Raw genomic sequence first — 14,745 nt, 5'->3', positions numbered from 1 at the left:
CGACCGCCGTCTGGGACATCGGTGGTCGCGGTATGGGCTTGTGGTTGAAACGCCTGGCCGCGATTACGGCTCGTGGCGCAGATACCCTTCCTTGCTCGGATCGGGCATGAAGTACGTCACGATGAAGGACACCGCGCACAGCGCCGTCACGTACCAATAAAACGTCGATTCACTGCCGGCTTGCTTGAACCACAGCGCCACGTATTCCGCCGAACCGCCGAACACCGCATTCGCAATTGCATACGACAGGCCCACGCCCATCGCGCGCACTTCGGGCGGGAACATCTCGGCCTTGATCAGGCCGCTGATCGACGTATAGAAACTGACGATGGCCAGCGCCAGCGTGATGAGGCCGAAGGCGGCGAGGGGCGTGGACACCGTGGCCAGCGCCTTCATGAGCGGCACGGTGCCAAGCACCGAAAGGGCGCCGAACAGCAGCATTGAATTGCGGCGGCCGATGCGGTCGGACAGCGCACCAAATACGGGCTGCAGGATCATGTAGACGAACAGCGCGCCCGTCATCACGTTGGAGGCGGTCTTGGTCTCCATGTGCGCCGTGTTGACGAGGTATTTCTGCATGTACGTCGTGAACGTGTAGAAGATCAGCGAGCCGCCGGCGGTAAAGCCGATCACGCGCAGGAACGCGCCCTTGTGCTGCCACGCGCCGCGGATCGTGCCGGCGTGCTCCGCCTTGCGCGCGGAGGTCGTCTGCGTTTCGTGCAGCGACTTGCGCAGGTACAGGGCGATCAGCGCCGTGAGGGCGCCCACCACAAACGGAATGCGCCAGCCCCAGGCTTTCAGCTCGGCCGTCGTCAGCAGTTGCTGCAGGATGACGAGTACGAGGACGGCGCACAGTTGGCCGCCGATCAGCGTCACATACTGGAACGAGGCAAAGAAGCCGCGCCGGCCCTGCAATGCCACCTCGCTCATGTAGGTCGCGCTGGTGCCGTATTCCCCGCCCACCGAAAGGCCCTGGAACAGCCGCGCCACGAGCAGCAGGAACGGGGCCAGTGCACCGATCTGCGCATACGTCGGCAGCACCGCGATCAGCAGCGAGCCGCCGCACATCATCAGGACGGAGATCATCATCGCTGTGCGTCGGCCGTGCCTGTCGGCAATGCGGCCGAAGAGCCAGCCCCCGATGGGCCGCATCAGGAAGCCCGCCGCAAACACGCCCGCGGTGTTCAACAGTTGCGTCGTGCGATCACCGCTTGGGAAGAACGCCGGCGCAAAGTACAGCGAGCTGAACGCGTAGACGTAAAAGTCGAACCATTCGACGAGGTTGCCCGACGACGCGCCGACGATGGCGAAGATGCGGCGACGTGTGTCGTGCGGGTCAACCGCATGCGGGGTGGCAGTGCTATCCATGAGGGCGTCTCGGTGTGTTTGTTCTGTGGGCAGCCTAAGCTGATCCTCAGAATTGTAGCGACATGTCGCAGGTTGTCGCGCCCCGGAGTTGCCCCGATGGGTGAGATGGTGTGTTGCGTCAGGCGTGCGGCAGGCGTGTAGCGGTCACGCAGAAACGGGTACGCCCCAGCCTTTTACACCGCGACCGCATGCAAGCGGATACCCAACGCACGCATGACTTTGAGCACCGTGGCAAAGCTCGGGTTGCCTTCTTCGGACAAGGCCTTGTACAGCCCTTCGCGCGTCATGCCGGTGTCACGAGCGAGTTGCGTCATGCCGCGCGCTCGGGCCACTACGCCCAACGCATGCGTGATGAATGCGGGGTCGTCGGCCGCTTCCTCCAGGCACGCGTCCAGATAGGCGGCCATGTCGGCTTCGGTCTTGAGATGCTCAGCGGAGTCCCACGGGCGAGTTTTGACGGGTTTGTCGGTAGGCATGGTCACTCCACGTCGAGATGGCGCGACAACTCAATCGCGCGTCGGATGTCGGCTTCCTGTGTCGACTTGTCACCGCCACATAACAGGATGATCAGCACTGCGCCACGCTGGGCGAAATACACCCGGTAGCCGGGGCCGTGATTGATGCGTAGCTCACTGACACCCGCTCGGACAGGCTTCACATCACCCGGATGACCCAGCTGTAAGCGGTCGATGCGTACCTGGATACGGCGCTGCGCAGTCTTGTCACGCAGCTTCGAAAACCAGGTGTCGAAAGCGTTGGTAGTGCGGATCGTCAGCATGCGGGGATGCTAAGGATCGCACTTCGATCTGTAAACTATAGTTCACAAATGGTCACAGCCGCAATGCCGAGCGGATTTGTTACCGCGCCCCCTGCCGCGCGTTGAACATCACGCGCAACCCGAGCGCCACCAGCGCCGCCGCCGTGCAGAACGCCATCAGGCCGGTCCAGCGGCCGTTCGTCCACGCTAGGCTCGCGCCATACGCGCCTAACGACATGCCGATAAACAGCGCCGTCATGAACACCGCGTTGATGCGGCTGCGGGCTTCGGGTGCCAATGCATAGATGATCGTCTGGTGCGAGACCAGCGCCGCCTGCACGCCCACGTCAAAGACAAGCGTGCCGATCACGATGGCGATGAGCGATTGCGGGAACAACGCCATCGCCGCAAACGTCACCGCCATGAGCAACGCGCCGCCTGCAACGATGTGGCCCGGCGCAACGCGGCCCGACAATCGCCCGGCAATGCTCGCACCCAGCGCGCCTGCGGCACCGGCAAAGCCAAGCAGCCCGGCTTGCCCCGTCGACAGCCCGAGCGTACCCGTCAGATGCAACGCCACGGTTGACCAGAAGCCCGAGAACGCAATGCCGATGAACGCCTGCGTGATGGCCGACGCGCGCAGCCGCGGGTGCTGGGCGAACAGCGTGCCGAGCGAGCGCAGCAGCACAAGGTACGGCTGCCGCATGCTGGCGGGAGGCGCCACACCAAAGTGCGCGGCGCGCACGGCAATCGCCAGCCCGACGATCGCCACTGCGGATATGCCAAAGGCCGCGCGCCAGCCGAAGTGGTCCGCCACGATGCCGCTGAACACGCGCGAGCTGACGATGCCGATCAACAGCCCCGTCATGACCGTGCCGATGTTGCGATTGCGATTGTGGTCGGTGCTGATGGCGGCAGCGCTGGGCACGAAGTCCTGCGCGATGGTGGCGGAGAGCCCCACTGCAAAGCCGGCCGCCGCCAGCAGTGGCAGATTCGGCGCGAGGCAACTGGCGACGAGCGCCAACGTGAGCAGCACCGCCTTCCAGAGGATGACGATGCGGCGGTCGTAGCGGTCGCCCAGCGGGCCGAAGAAAAAGATGCCGCTGGCATAGCCCGCCGCCGTCAGCGTGGGCAGCACGCCCAATGCGTGCGGTGCGATGGCGAGGTCGCGGCCGATCAGGCCCAGGAGCGGGTGGTTCAGGTAGATGCACGCCACGCTGATGCCTGCACCGGCGGTCAGCAGGCGGATCAGCCCTTTGGTGTCAGGTGCGGCGGTGGCAGTGGCGGGCGTTTGAGACGCAGGCGAGGTCGACATGGGAACCTCATGGAGGAGATTGCTGCATCGCAGCGAAGCGGCGATGCTAACAACTTTCCTCTGCGCCTGCTGAGGGCCAATAACCTTGCTGTGGGTGGTGTCAGGCGCGCTGGCCGGCCGGGGATGCGGCCGAGGTGGGCGCCTCTTCCACGTCTTCGCTGTGACCGCCCTGTACATCGTGGCCGGCGTTGTCGATCCACAGGCGGGCGCGATCTTCGCCCACGCGCGACAGCTCCATGCGGTATTCGTAACGGTCGGGCCGGTAGAGACCCTGCAGCAGCTGCACGGGGCGCCCGCTCATCTCACGCACGATGCGCTGGACGGACAGCAGCGGCGCCCCCACCGACACATCCAGATACTGCGCGGTCGCCACATCGGCCAACCGTGCAGACACCACCTGCGATGCACGATCGATCCGCACGCCCGAGCCCTCGATCAGCCGCAGCAGCGACTGGTTCGCCAGGCGGTCGAGCGTGAGCTTGCTCGTCACGTCCAGCGGCAGCCATGTGGTGATGAGTGCCATGGGCGTGTCTTCCAGGTGGCGCACACGCACGAGTTTCTTGATTGGCGTGCCGGGCGGGATTTCCAGGCATTTGGCCTCCTCGGGCGGGGCCAGCACGTCTTCAAATTCGACGACGACGGCGGAGGTGCGCTCGCCCACGTCGATGATGTTCTGCAGCAGCGTCTGGGCGCCGCCGCCCATCGTCACCGGGTCATCGGGTTTGACGACAAACGTGCCCATGCCGCGATGGCGGCGCACCAGACCTTCCTTGACGAGGTAGTCGAACACGCGCCGCATCGTGACCCGCGAGGCGCCGAATTGGCGAGCCAGCTCGATCTCGCCCGGCATCGGGCCGTCGCTGAACCGGCCCTCAAGAATCTGTTGGCGCAGGACGACGTAGATCTGGTGGTAGAGCGGTACCACGGCATCAGGCATGGCAGTCGTGGTTCCGGGCGTGAGCAGCGTGGTCGAGGGCGAAGTCGGGAGGGGCGGCCATCAGGCGATGGCACATAGGCGCGGATGCGTCGGAAAGCCGGGTCGTACGCGGCCGTTTGCCCATTCATCCGCGACGATAGGGGGTTTTGCCGGGCCTGTAAAGTTGTGTGTTACCCGTTGGCCGGCGGCGTATCCGTGGCCGTGGCGGCGGGCTTTTGCCCCTGGCCATAACGCGGATTGCGCTCGCGCATCGAGTTCTTGGGCGCAACCGGCTCGCCCAGCGCATTGACCAGCGCGACGTGGATCGGCGTGCCGCTTTCCCGGTCGCGCAACAACATGGGGCCTTCGCCATCGGGCGTGAGGTAGCGGTCGCCCCATTGCATGAGCGCAACGATGGCGGGCAGCAGGTCGACGCCCGCCCGTGTCAGCCGATAGGCGTCGCGCACGCGGTCGCCCGGCTCCTGGTACGGCACGCGCCGCAGGATGCCGTACGCCACCAGCGCCTTGAGCCGCGACGACAGGATCGCCGACGAGCACCCCGTGCGGCGCAAAAACTCATCAAACCGCGTCACGCCCGAAAACGCCTCGCGCAGCACGAGCAGCGTCCATTTCTCGCCGACGATCGATACGGCCGCCGCAATCGAGCAGGGCTCTTCCATCGATGTCACGACCTCGGATGCAGCTGGGACGGGGAAGGGTTCCGGAATTCTCATGACAAAAGCATAGTCAATTCTGACTTTACTTGCAAAAGTCAGGGTTTCTGCTAATCTAGCTTCAAATTAGAAAGTCAGACGGCGATCCCGTGCTGGCGGCCGATAACAACGATCCATCGCGTGAGGAGATCCCCATGCTTTACACCATCCACCGTTACCCCGCCGAATGGATCGACCGCTGGACCATGCACGACGGCTCCATCGCCACCGTGCGCCCGATTCTGCCGCAAGACGCCCCGCTTGAGGCCGCCCTGGTCGAGGGACTGTCGTCCGAGTCGCGCTATGCGCGCTTCCTCGTGGGCGGCGGCCGGCTGACCGACGAGATGCTCGCCGCCTATACCCAGATCGATTACGTGAACCACATGGCCCTGGTCGTGAGCGTTGCGCGCCCCGACGGCACCGGCGAAGACCTGATCGCCGACGGCCGCTTCGTCGTGGAAGACGGCGTGGCCGAGTTCGCCATCCTGGTGGCCGACGCGTGGCAGGGCAAGGGCGTCGGGCGACGCCTGTTTGCCACGCTGATCCGCGCAGCGCGGGTGTCCGGCGCGCGAGAGGTCTTCGGCGAGGTGTTGTCCATCAACCGCCGCATGATCAGCCTGGCGCGCGACGCGGGTTTCCGCGTGGCCAATGTGCCGGGCGACGCCACGGTCTGCACCGTGCGCCTGCCGCTCGCCCAGGCCGAAATGGCCGTGACGCCGTTCGCCTTCGCCTGATATCCGTCTTCGCGCGCCTGCACGCGATGCAGGTGCGCTTACCGTGTGTCTCTTTCGCCGCCGTTGGGCGGCTTCTTTTTTGCCGGATTCATCAAATTTAATGTTGCTCAGCGCAAAAAAACATCGCTTTTGTGCATGAGTGGATGCGCATAGACTCATTCGCGTGGCCCGGTGCGTAAGCGGCCCCCCCGCTGCGTGCCGGTGCTGCCTGCTTCCAACTCATCCCAGCCCGCGCCCCCACATGAGCAACGTCACGCCTGTGCTTGCCCCGTTCCACCTCGCCTTTCCCGTGCACGACATCGCCGCGGCCCGCGCCTTTTACGGCGGCATCCTCGGCTGCCCTGAAGGCCGCAGCTCGCCGGATTGGGTGGATTTCAATTTCTACGGCCACCAGATCGTCGCCCATCTCGCGCCCGATGAAATCGGCCACCGCAAGACCAGCGCCGTCGACGGCGACAACGTGCCCGTGCGCCACTTCGGCGTGGTGCTCTCCATGCCCGAGTGGGAAGCCGCTGCCGACAAGCTGCGCGCCGCCGGCATCGAGTTCATCATCGAGCCGCATATCCGCTTCAAGGGCGAAGTGGGCGAGCAGGCCACGATGTTCTTCCTTGATCCGTCGGGCAACGCCATGGAGATCAAGGCGTTTGCCAACATGGCATCGCTGTTTGCCAAGTAAGGCGGCGCGGCGCGCGTATCCTTGCGCTTCTTCACGGACCCGCGCGCCCCATGCTTCGAGAACTCAAGACTTTCATTGCCGTCGCCCGGCATGGCACGTTTGCGGGCGCGGGCGAGCGCATCGGCCTCACGCAGTCGGCGGTGAGCGCGCAGATCCAGCGGCTGGAAGCATCGCTCGGCTTTCAACTCTTCGATCGCACGGGCCGCTCGGCCACGCTCAATGCCGCCGGGCGCGATACGTTGGCCTTGGCCGAACACATCGTCACGCTGTATGACCGTCTGGGCGACCAGGCCGGCGGCAACGAGCAGCGCGGCCTGGTGCGCATCGGCGCGATTGCCTCAGTGCAGACGTCGTTCCTGGTGGATGCGCTGGTGCAGTTTCGCAGCGAATTCCCGCACTGCCGTGCGCGCATCGTGCCGGGTGTCTCGCTGGATCTGCTCGGCTTGGTGGATGCCGGCGAGATCGACCTCGCGGTGCTGATCCGTCCGCCGTTTGCGGTACCGGCCGATCTGGAATGGCGCACGCTGGTGGCCGAGCCCTTCGTGCTGCTCGTGCCTGCCGCCGTGCCCGGTGACGACTGGCGCGCGCTGCTCGCCCATCAACCGTTCATCCGCTATGACCGCCGCTCGTTCGGCGGCCGCCGCGTCGACCAGTTCCTGCGCGACCAGCGCATCACCCCGCACGACGTAATCGAACTCGACGAGCTGCAAGGCATGACGCAACTCGTGGCGCGCGGGCAGGGCGTGGCATTGGCCCCGCAGACCACCGCACAAGCCGCCTGGCCACCCGGCACGCGCGCCGTCAGCCTCGGTGACGCCACGTTCTACCGCGAGATCGGTCTGATCGAGCGCCCCCGCCATAGCCGCCAGCCCATTGCGGGGCGGCTTGCCGACTGCATTGACGAAGCCGCACGCGCCGAACGCACCTGAAGCCATGGTCAGTGCGTGATATCCGGCATTCACGTTGCGCGTTGACCAAGCGTTATATCGACTCGTATATTACGCCCGGTCATTCATCCACTTCCGGGTCTTTCATGCAACGTTTCTCGGTTCGTGCGCACGTGCGCGCCATTGGCTTGGTCGCTGCGTTGTCGCTGGGTTTTGCAGCGCCAGCACGGGCGGCGGACCTCGTTGTCTCCGCTGCCGCCAGCCTGACCAACGCATTCAAAACCATCGCCCAGCAGTACGAAGCGCTGCATCCGGACACCAAGGTCGTGCTCAACTTCGGCGCGTCGGATGTGCTGATGCAGCAGATCGTGAAGGGCGCCCCGGCTGACGTGTTTGCCTCCGCCGACCAGGAAGCGATGAACAAGGCCGCAGCGGAGAAAGTCATCAAGACGGAGACGCGCCACGACTTTGTCGCCAACCAGCTGGTGCTGATCGTGCCGGCCGCCGGTACGGTGCCCGTACATGCGCTGGGCGATCTGACGAGGCCAGATGTGAAGCGCGTGGCGATCGGCAATCCGGCGTCGGTGCCGGTGGGCCGCTATGCCAAGCGTGCGCTGGAAGCGGCCAAGCTGTGGGAGCCGGTGGAGGCCAAGGCGGTGCTGGCGCAGAACGTGCGCCAGGCGCTGGATTATGTGTCGCGCGGCGAGGTCGAGGCCGGCCTGGTGTTCTCCACCGATGCCGCCATCGCCGCCGACAAGGTGAAGGTGGCGAGCCCCGTGCCGCTGAACGTGCCGCTCACCTACCCGATCGCCGTGACGTCCGGCACGAAGCAGCCGCAGCAGGCGGCTGACTTTGTGGCCTACGTGCTGTCGCCGGCGGGCCAGGCGGTGCTGGGTAAATACGGTTTCCTGAAGCCGTAATCACTCACGCCGTGGCGGGTTGGCCAGCGCGCTCGGCGTCCTTCTTGGGCGTGCGGTGAATGCGCAGCACCAGGAAGGCGCCGGCCACGCACAGCCCACCCGAGATCATCGAGGCAAGCGTGTAGTTGCCCAGCGAGGCGCGCATCATGCCCGCACCCAGCGTGGCGAATGCCGCGCCCAATTGGTGCCCCGCGACGATCCATCCAAACACGATGGGCGCGGCGGCCTTGCCGAACACGTCGTTGGTCAGGCGCACGGTGGGCGGCACGGTGGCAATCCAATCCAGGCCGTAGAAGACGGCGAACACCGGCAGGCCGAAGAACTCGAAGCCGAACGCATACGGCAGGTAGATCAGCGACAGCCCGCGCAGGCCGTAGTACCAGAACAGCAGCACACGGCTGTTGTAGCGGTCGGACAGCCAGCCCGACAGCGTGGTGCCGACCAGATCGAAGATCCCCATTGCAGCAAGCAGGCTTGCGCCCTTCACTTCAGAGAACCCGTGGTCTGCGCACATGGCGATGAAGTGCGTGCCGATGTAGCCGTTGGTGCTCGCGCCGCAGATGAAGAAGCTCGCAAACAGCAGCCAGAAATCGCGCTTGCGGGCTGCCTGCACCAGTGTCTGCATGGCCAGGGTGATCGGGTTCGCGCGCGGGCCGTGATCGGCTTCCGGCGCATCGGCGGGTTCGCCATACGTGCGCAGGCCCACGCTCTTGGGCGATTCCGGCAGCAGCAGCCATACGACCGGCAGCAGCAGCGCGAGTACGCTGGCCACGATCAGCACCACCGGGCGCCAGCCGTAATGCTCGACCACCGCCGCCATCATCGGCAGGAACACGAGCTGCCCCGTGGCCGAGCTGGCCGTCAGGATGCCCATGGCCAGGCCGCGATGCGACGTGAACCAGCGGTTGACCACCGTCGCGCCCAGGGTGATGGCCGCCACGCCCGTGCCGCCGCCCACCATCACGCCCCACAGGAGCACCATCTGCCACGGCTCATGCATCATCGCCGACAGTGCCGTGCCCGCCACCAGCACCGCCAGCGCGCCGAGCACCGTCGGGCGGATGCCGAAATACTGCATCGATGCCGCCGCGAACGGCCCGGTCAGCCCATACAGCGCAATACCGATCGAGATGGCCAGCGAGATCGTGCTGCGGCTCCAGCCGAATTCGTGCTCGAGCGGCAGCATCATCACGCTGGGCGTGGCGCGCGTGCCGGCGGCGCACAGCAGGATCAGGAACACCACCGCGAGCGCAAGCCAGCTGTAGTGGAAACGTGGGGCGATGAGGCGGGCAAGTCGCTGCATGAGGTGTCCGATTCGTTCGATTCGTTCGATTCGATTCTTGTGGGGGCAACAATATCGCATTCGTTACCGGTCGGTAACAACGTGGTTGCGATAGTAGGTACCGCTCGGTAACATGTCAAGCAGCATTCGAATGACACCGGCGTGGCTGGGGGTTTGCCTCCGGCCGCGCCTGCAGGAGTATCACCATGGCCACCGCTGCCCGTCGCGGACCCCGCGCACTTTCCACCGTCTCCACCGCTGACACCGTTGATCAACCCAAGCCGACACCGCGCCGCATCAGCGGTGAGGACGCGCACGCCAGCCTGCTCGAGGCGGCCCGTCAACTGTTTTACTACGAAGGCGTGCGGGCTGTTGGCGTAGAAGCCGTGGTGGAGAAGGCCGGCGTCAACAAGATGAGCCTGTACCGGCAGTTCAAGTCGAAGGACGATCTCGTCATCGCGTACCTGGAGCGCAGCGACGAGAGCTTCTGGGGTTACTTCAACGCCAGCGTGGCCAAGCATCCCGACGATGCGCGCGCGCAACTGCTGCAGTTCTTCATCGACGTATCCGAACGCGCCTCACGCCCCGGCTACCGGGGCTGCCCGTTTGTGAATGTGGCGGCGGAGTTTCCGGACATGACGCATCCGGCGCGGCAGTTTGTCCAGCGCAACAAGGCGCTGCTGCTCGCCCGCCTGCGGGACCGCGCCCAGGCCGCCGGCGCGACCGACCCCGATGCGCTGGCCGACGATCTCGCTTTCCTGATCGAAGGCGGCTATACGGCCAGCCAGACCTTTGGCGCCGATGCACCGCGCCTCATCAGGAGTCTGCCGCGCACGGCACGCGTGTTGCTCGATGCGGCTATCCCCGCGCGCAAACCGGACTGATGTTGTAGCGCGCTCACGCAGACAAGACATGGGCGCGCGGGTGTCGTGCGATGCCGCTACACTCGCTGGCATTGTTGCCTCGGCTGCACCTCGATGACGCCCAACCAAGTCCCGCTTTCTCCCGTTCGTACGGCGCCCGCCACGCCGCTGACCTTGCCCGCCGCGTTGTCGCAGGCGCAGCGCGCGCTCGATCGCATCGTGCTGGGCAAGCCGCTGCAGATCCGTTTGGCGCTGGCGTGTCTGCTGGCACGCGGCCATCTGCTGCTGGAAGACCTGCCGGGCGTAGGCAAGACCACGCTCGCGCATGCGCTGGCCCGCACGCTCGGCCTGCAATATCAGCGCGTGCAGTTCACGAGCGACTTGCTGCCGACCGACCTGATCGGCGTGTCGATCTACGTGAAGGAAAAGGGTGCCTTCGAATTCCACCCGGGGCCGCTGTTCGCGCAGGTCGTGCTGGCGGATGAAATCAACCGCGCCACGCCCAAGGCGCAAAGCGCGCTGCTCGAAGCGATGGCCGAAGGGCAGGTCACGCATGATGGGGCGACGTATCCGCTGCCCGAGCCGTTCTTCGTGATCGCCACGCAGAACCCGCTGAACCAGATCGGCACGCATCCGCTGCCCGAGTCGCAGCTGGACCGCTTTACGATGCGGCTGTCGCTGGGCTATCCCGACCAAAGCTCGGAGCGCGCGCTGTATCTGGGCGGCGGTGCGCCGCAGGACATCGAAGCCGTGCTGACCGCTGCGCAAGTCGTTGCGCTGCAGACGGCCGCCGATGCCGTCCACGTGGCGCCGGCGCTGGTCGACTACGTGCTCGCGCTCGTGAACGCCACCCGCACCGATGCGCAGGTGCAGATGGGCCTGTCGCCGCGTGCGGGGTTGGCGTTGCTGGCTGCGGCGCGCGCCTGGGCGCTCATCGACGGCCGCGATGCCGTGTTGCCCGAAGACGTGCAAGCCGTGTTCAAGGCCGTGGCGTCGCATCGCCTGCTGCCGACGGGCGGCACGCTGTCGGCGACCGCGCTGGCGCAGCGGCTGCTCGATACGGTCGCCATTCCCTAAGTAGGCGGCGCCATGGCGCGATTGCGTTCTCTGCTGCTCGCGCCGTTGCGTCTGCTCGGCGCTGGGCTGGCGGTGCTTCCCGGCGTGCGCTTTGTGGGGGCGCGCGTGCAACGCTTTCTGCAGCGGCCGCGTACCCCACGCGAAGGCCGCATCCGCCTGGACCGCAATCACGTCTACATCCTCCCCACCGCGGCCGGCGGCGGCTTTGCGCTGCTGCTGGTCGTGATGCTGCTGACTTCGCTCAACTACAACGTGAGCCTGGGTTTTCTGCTGACGTTCGTGCTGGCCGGTGTGGCGGCGTCCGCCATGTGGCAGACGCATCGCAACCTCGTCGATCTGGAAGTGCGCGGCGCGGCGGGCGAAGCCGTGTTTGCCGGGCATGCGTTGAATGTGGGTGTGGCGTTGGCCAACGTCACCCCGTGGGCACGCGTGGGGTTGGATGTGAGCGCCGCGCAAGCCGCTGCCGTGGAAACCTCGCTCGACGCGCAGGACGCCATCGTGGCCGCGCTGTCTTTCGCCGATCAGCCGCGCGGCTGGTTCAAGCTGCCGCGCCTGACGGTGTCGACGCGTTTTCCGCTCGGCCTGTTTCGCGCGTGGAGCTATGCCGATGCGCCGCTGACCGTGCTCGTCTATCCCGCGCCGGAACCGTCAGCGCCGCCGCTGCCCGCGAGCTTTGCGCCCGACCCTGGCGACGAAGACGACACGCGCGCCGCGCGCACCCATGTCGAAGAAGCTGCAGACCAGCTGCGCACCTATCGCCCCGGCGACGCGCTGCGCAGCATTGCCTGGAAACACAGCGCACGGCTGGACACCTGGATGAGCCGCACCGGCCAGCAAGTGCGTCACGCGCAATGCGTGCTCGCGTGGGAAGCGCTGCCGCCGTCGATGAACGTGGAACAACGCCTGTCGCGGCTGTGCGCCTGGGTGCTGGCCGCCGAGCACGCGCGCGCCGGCGATGAGCCCGAATACACGCTGAGCCTGCCAGGCGTTGTCATTGGCCCGGCGCGCGGTGTCGCGCATCGGGATGCGTGTCTGCGTGCGTTGGCGTTGTGGGGCAAGCCTGCGATGCCGGAAGGCGAAGCCGCATGACGACGATCGGCACCATCGGTACCGAAGCAGCCGCCTTCGGCTCCGCCCGCGCGCTGACTCATCGCGAACACGGCTGGCTGATTGCGCAGCTTGCCGTCGTGCTCGCGCCGCTGCTGCGTGCGCTGCCGCTTGTCACGTGTGCCGTGTTTGGCGTGCTGCTGCTCTGGCGCGCGCTGTTGTGGGTGCGGCGTGCGCCGTTGCCCGGCAAGTGGGTGTTGGGGCTGACGGGCGTGGCCACGCTTGTCGTGACGCTGGCACTCGCCATGCGTACCGGCGGAAACATCGGGCGGGACTTGTCGGTGGCGCTGCTGGGCGCGTTTCTCGTGCTCAAGCTGATGGAATCGCACACGGTGCGCAACGGTGTGTTGGTTACGCAGCTGTGCTGTTTCCTGTTGCTCTCGCAGGTGCTGTTTGACCAGCCGCCCTGGCTGGCCGCGACCATGCTGGGGACCGTGGCGCTGCTGCTGCGCAACTGGCTGTTGCTGCTGCACCCGCAGGCGCGTGCGCGGGTGTCGCCGGCGCGTGTGCTGGCGCGCCTGGTGCTCATGGGTTTGCCGTGCGCGGCGGTGTTGTTCCTGTTGTTTCCGCGTCTGGATCATCCGCTATGGCGCCTGCCGCAAACCGCTGACACCGCCGTCAGCGGCCTGTCCGACCGCATGGCGCCCGGCTCCGTCGGCCAGTTGATCCTCTCGGACGATCTGGCCTTCCGCGTCGATTTTGTCGGCGCGCCGCCACCGGTCGACACGCTCTACTGGCGCGGCATGGTGCTGTGGCGTTTCGATGGCCAGACGTGGACGGCTGCATCGATGCGGCAACGTCCCGCGCCGGAAAGCGTACCCAATTCTGCGGACGCAATCGGCGGTGCGCCCGGTGTGTTCGACTACAACATCACGCTAGAACCGACGCGCCAGCGCTGGCTGTTTGCGCTCGATCGCGGCCAGTCGATCGAGGCACGCGACGGCACCGGCCGCAGCGTCGACGGCGAGTTCATCAGCACGCAACCGCTCGACCAGCGCGTGCGCTATCACGCGCGCTCGCGGTTGCCTGGGCGCAATCGCGCGGACGACGCGGCCACGCTCGATCCGCTGACGCAGCAGATGGCGCTGGCATTGCCGGCGGGCAACCCTCAGGCGCGCGCACTGGCGGCGCAATGGGCAGCGCTGCCGCCGCCTGAGCGCGTATCGGCTGCGCTCAAGCTGTTCGGCCGCGCACCGTTTGCCTACACGCTTGAACCCGAGCCGCTGCGGGATCAGCAGATCGACGATTTCCTCTTCCGCACGCACCGCGGCTTCTGCGAACACTACGCGGGCAGCTTCGTCTTCCTGATGCGCGCGGCGGGCGTGCCGGCGCGTGTGGTGGTGGGCTACCTCGGCGGCGAGGTGAATGCCGTCAGCGGCGACATCATCGTGCGCCAGTCCGATGCGCATGCCTGGGCCGAGGTATGGCTCGACGGACGCGGCTGGGTGCGTGTAGACCCGACTGCAGCCGTCGCGCCGCAACGCGTTGAACGCGGCCTGGCCGCCGCGGTGCCTGCCAGTGAATTCCGTTCGCGCCGTGCCGAAGAACCCAGCTGGCTGCGCAGCGTGCGTTGGGGGCTGGATGGCCTTGTCAGTGGCTGGAACAGCTGGGTGCTCGGCTACGACCGCAACCGCCAGGCACGCCTGTTCGCGTGGCTGGGGCTGGACGCAGCGGACCCCCGCGCGGTGCTGTGGGGCGTGTCGGGTCTGTTCCTGCTCGCTGCGCTGCCGCTTCTGTGGCAGCAGCGCAAGCCCAAGCCGGACCCGGTGCAAGCCCAGTGGCAGCGCCTGTGTGATCGGCTCGCGCGGCATGGGTGCACGCGTGGGCCGGCGGAGGGGCCGATGGCCTACGCCGAGCGCGCTGCCGCGCAGTTTCCACAAGCGGCGCAGGCATTGCGCAATGCCGCCGCCGGCTATGTCGCCTTGCGTTACGGCCGCGACGACGGCGACGCACAGGCGCGTGCCCGGCGGTTCACGCAATGGCGCGAAGCCGTTGCGCAAGTTCGGCTGAGCTGAACGCCAAGCTGTTAATCGGCTTAAAGAACGTGCCCCAAAAGCGGGCGCCCCGGCGGTTTATCGAGCGCGTCGGTCATTCACCTGTGATGGAATATTTTCCGATCCGAGGTTTAAA

Annotated in this window: 15 protein-coding genes; 8 read left to right on the top strand and 7 right to left on the bottom strand. The window is 66.4% G+C overall.

Going from position 1 to position 14,745, the window contains the following annotated elements; translation table 11 throughout:
* Positions 1–63 precede the first annotated feature (63 nt).
* From ABIC76_RS04290 to ABIC76_RS04265, 6 genes are all read right to left on the bottom strand, one after another.
* Positions 64–1,368 carry an MFS family transporter gene (locus ABIC76_RS04290; RefSeq protein WP_354533086.1) on the bottom strand — a complete coding sequence of 435 codons (1,305 nt, stop codon included), beginning with the start codon at positions 1,366–1,368 and terminating at the stop codon, positions 64–66.
* Positions 1,369–1,541: 173 nt separating this feature from the next.
* A complete protein-coding gene (locus ABIC76_RS04285; RefSeq protein WP_037026632.1) occupies positions 1,542–1,844 on the bottom strand; it encodes an addiction module antidote protein in 303 nt (100 codons plus the stop codon).
* Between the two features lie 2 nt (positions 1,845–1,846).
* On the bottom strand, positions 1,847–2,146 hold the full coding sequence (locus ABIC76_RS04280; RefSeq protein ID WP_027679555.1) for a type II toxin-antitoxin system RelE/ParE family toxin: 300 nt from the start codon (positions 2,144–2,146) through the stop codon (positions 1,847–1,849).
* Between the two features lie 79 nt (positions 2,147–2,225).
* On the bottom strand, positions 2,226–3,440 hold the full coding sequence (locus ABIC76_RS04275; protein ID WP_102065753.1) for an MFS transporter: 1,215 nt from the start codon (positions 3,438–3,440) through the stop codon (positions 2,226–2,228).
* A 100-nt stretch (positions 3,441–3,540) separates the two neighbouring features.
* Positions 3,541–4,377: a GntR family transcriptional regulator gene (locus ABIC76_RS04270; protein ID WP_102065754.1), complete on the bottom strand. Its 837-nt coding sequence runs from the start codon at positions 4,375–4,377 to the stop codon at positions 3,541–3,543.
* Positions 4,378–4,547: 170 nt separating this feature from the next.
* Positions 4,548–5,090 (bottom strand): winged helix-turn-helix transcriptional regulator, encoded by a 543-nt coding sequence (locus ABIC76_RS04265; RefSeq protein ID WP_102065755.1) that lies wholly within the window; start codon positions 5,088–5,090, stop codon positions 4,548–4,550.
* A 134-nt stretch (positions 5,091–5,224) separates the two neighbouring features.
* Here ABIC76_RS04265 and ABIC76_RS04260 point away from each other — a divergent pair, with 134 nt between their 5' ends.
* From ABIC76_RS04260 to modA, 4 genes are all read left to right on the top strand, one after another.
* Positions 5,225–5,803, top strand: coding sequence for a GNAT family N-acetyltransferase (locus ABIC76_RS04260; RefSeq protein ID WP_102065756.1), 579 nt, complete (start codon positions 5,225–5,227; stop codon positions 5,801–5,803).
* 241 nt (positions 5,804–6,044) lie between these two features.
* A complete protein-coding gene (locus ABIC76_RS04255; protein WP_009240267.1) occupies positions 6,045–6,479 on the top strand; it encodes a VOC family protein in 435 nt (144 codons plus the stop codon).
* 50 nt (positions 6,480–6,529) lie between these two features.
* Entirely contained in the window at positions 6,530–7,408 is an 879-nt protein-coding gene (locus ABIC76_RS04250; protein WP_354533085.1) for a LysR family transcriptional regulator, read from the top strand.
* A 104-nt stretch (positions 7,409–7,512) separates the two neighbouring features.
* The gene (modA, locus tag ABIC76_RS04245; RefSeq protein WP_102065758.1) at positions 7,513–8,286 is read left to right on the top strand and encodes a molybdate ABC transporter substrate-binding protein; all 774 of its coding nucleotides are present in this window, start codon (positions 7,513–7,515) and stop codon (positions 8,284–8,286) included.
* Between the two features lie 4 nt (positions 8,287–8,290).
* Here the strand turns inward: modA and ABIC76_RS04240 are convergent, their stop codons facing one another.
* The gene (locus ABIC76_RS04240) at positions 8,291–9,589 is read right to left on the bottom strand and encodes an MFS transporter (RefSeq protein WP_027679547.1); all 1,299 of its coding nucleotides are present in this window, start codon (positions 9,587–9,589) and stop codon (positions 8,291–8,293) included.
* Between the two features lie 185 nt (positions 9,590–9,774).
* On the opposite strand from ABIC76_RS04240, the gene ABIC76_RS04235 reads away from it, so the two are divergent.
* From ABIC76_RS04235 to ABIC76_RS04220, 4 genes are all read left to right on the top strand, one after another.
* Positions 9,775–10,452, top strand: a complete 678-nt coding sequence (locus ABIC76_RS04235) for a TetR/AcrR family transcriptional regulator (protein WP_354533084.1) — start codon at positions 9,775–9,777, stop codon at positions 10,450–10,452.
* 93 nt (positions 10,453–10,545) lie between these two features.
* On the top strand, positions 10,546–11,508 hold the full coding sequence (locus tag ABIC76_RS04230; RefSeq protein ID WP_354533083.1) for an AAA family ATPase: 963 nt from the start codon (positions 10,546–10,548) through the stop codon (positions 11,506–11,508).
* Between the two features lie 12 nt (positions 11,509–11,520).
* Positions 11,521–12,597, top strand: a complete 1,077-nt coding sequence (locus ABIC76_RS04225; protein ID WP_354533082.1) for a DUF58 domain-containing protein — start codon at positions 11,521–11,523, stop codon at positions 12,595–12,597.
* On the top strand, positions 12,594–14,630 hold the full coding sequence (locus ABIC76_RS04220; protein WP_354533081.1) for a transglutaminase TgpA family protein: 2,037 nt from the start codon (positions 12,594–12,596) through the stop codon (positions 14,628–14,630). The genes ABIC76_RS04225 and ABIC76_RS04220 overlap by 4 nt, the downstream gene beginning before the upstream one ends.
* Positions 14,631–14,745 lie beyond the last annotated feature (115 nt).

Source organism: Ralstonia sp. 1138 (assembly GCF_040544795.1).
Classification (GTDB): domain Bacteria; phylum Pseudomonadota; class Gammaproteobacteria; order Burkholderiales; family Burkholderiaceae; genus Ralstonia; species Ralstonia flatus.
This window is presented reverse-complemented; position numbering and strand designations above follow the sequence as displayed.

What these genes read in the sequence shown, in the direction of transcription:
- ABIC76_RS04290 (WP_354533086.1), bottom strand. Translation starts at nt 1,368, where the DNA reads ATGGATAGCACTGCCACCCCGCATGCGGTTGACCCGCACGACACACGT.
- ABIC76_RS04285 (WP_037026632.1), bottom strand. Translation starts at nt 1,844, where the DNA reads ATGCCTACCGACAAACCCGTCAAAACTCGCCCGTGGGACTCCGCTGAG.
- ABIC76_RS04280 (WP_027679555.1), bottom strand. Translation starts at nt 2,146, where the DNA reads ATGCTGACGATCCGCACTACCAACGCTTTCGACACCTGGTTTTCGAAG.
- ABIC76_RS04275 (WP_102065753.1), bottom strand. Translation starts at nt 3,440, where the DNA reads ATGTCGACCTCGCCTGCGTCTCAAACGCCCGCCACTGCCACCGCCGCA.
- ABIC76_RS04270 (WP_102065754.1), bottom strand. Translation starts at nt 4,377, where the DNA reads ATGCCTGATGCCGTGGTACCGCTCTACCACCAGATCTACGTCGTCCTG.
- ABIC76_RS04265 (WP_102065755.1), bottom strand. Translation starts at nt 5,090, where the DNA reads ATGAGAATTCCGGAACCCTTCCCCGTCCCAGCTGCATCCGAGGTCGTG.
- ABIC76_RS04260 (WP_102065756.1), top strand. Translation starts at nt 5,225, where the DNA reads ATGCTTTACACCATCCACCGTTACCCCGCCGAATGGATCGACCGCTGG.
- ABIC76_RS04255 (WP_009240267.1), top strand. Translation starts at nt 6,045, where the DNA reads ATGAGCAACGTCACGCCTGTGCTTGCCCCGTTCCACCTCGCCTTTCCC.
- ABIC76_RS04250 (WP_354533085.1), top strand. Translation starts at nt 6,530, where the DNA reads ATGCTTCGAGAACTCAAGACTTTCATTGCCGTCGCCCGGCATGGCACG.
- modA (WP_102065758.1), top strand. Translation starts at nt 7,513, where the DNA reads ATGCAACGTTTCTCGGTTCGTGCGCACGTGCGCGCCATTGGCTTGGTC.
- ABIC76_RS04240 (WP_027679547.1), bottom strand. Translation starts at nt 9,589, where the DNA reads ATGCAGCGACTTGCCCGCCTCATCGCCCCACGTTTCCACTACAGCTGG.
- ABIC76_RS04235 (WP_354533084.1), top strand. Translation starts at nt 9,775, where the DNA reads ATGGCCACCGCTGCCCGTCGCGGACCCCGCGCACTTTCCACCGTCTCC.
- ABIC76_RS04230 (WP_354533083.1), top strand. Translation starts at nt 10,546, where the DNA reads ATGACGCCCAACCAAGTCCCGCTTTCTCCCGTTCGTACGGCGCCCGCC.
- ABIC76_RS04225 (WP_354533082.1), top strand. Translation starts at nt 11,521, where the DNA reads ATGGCGCGATTGCGTTCTCTGCTGCTCGCGCCGTTGCGTCTGCTCGGC.
- ABIC76_RS04220 (WP_354533081.1), top strand. Translation starts at nt 12,594, where the DNA reads ATGACGACGATCGGCACCATCGGTACCGAAGCAGCCGCCTTCGGCTCC.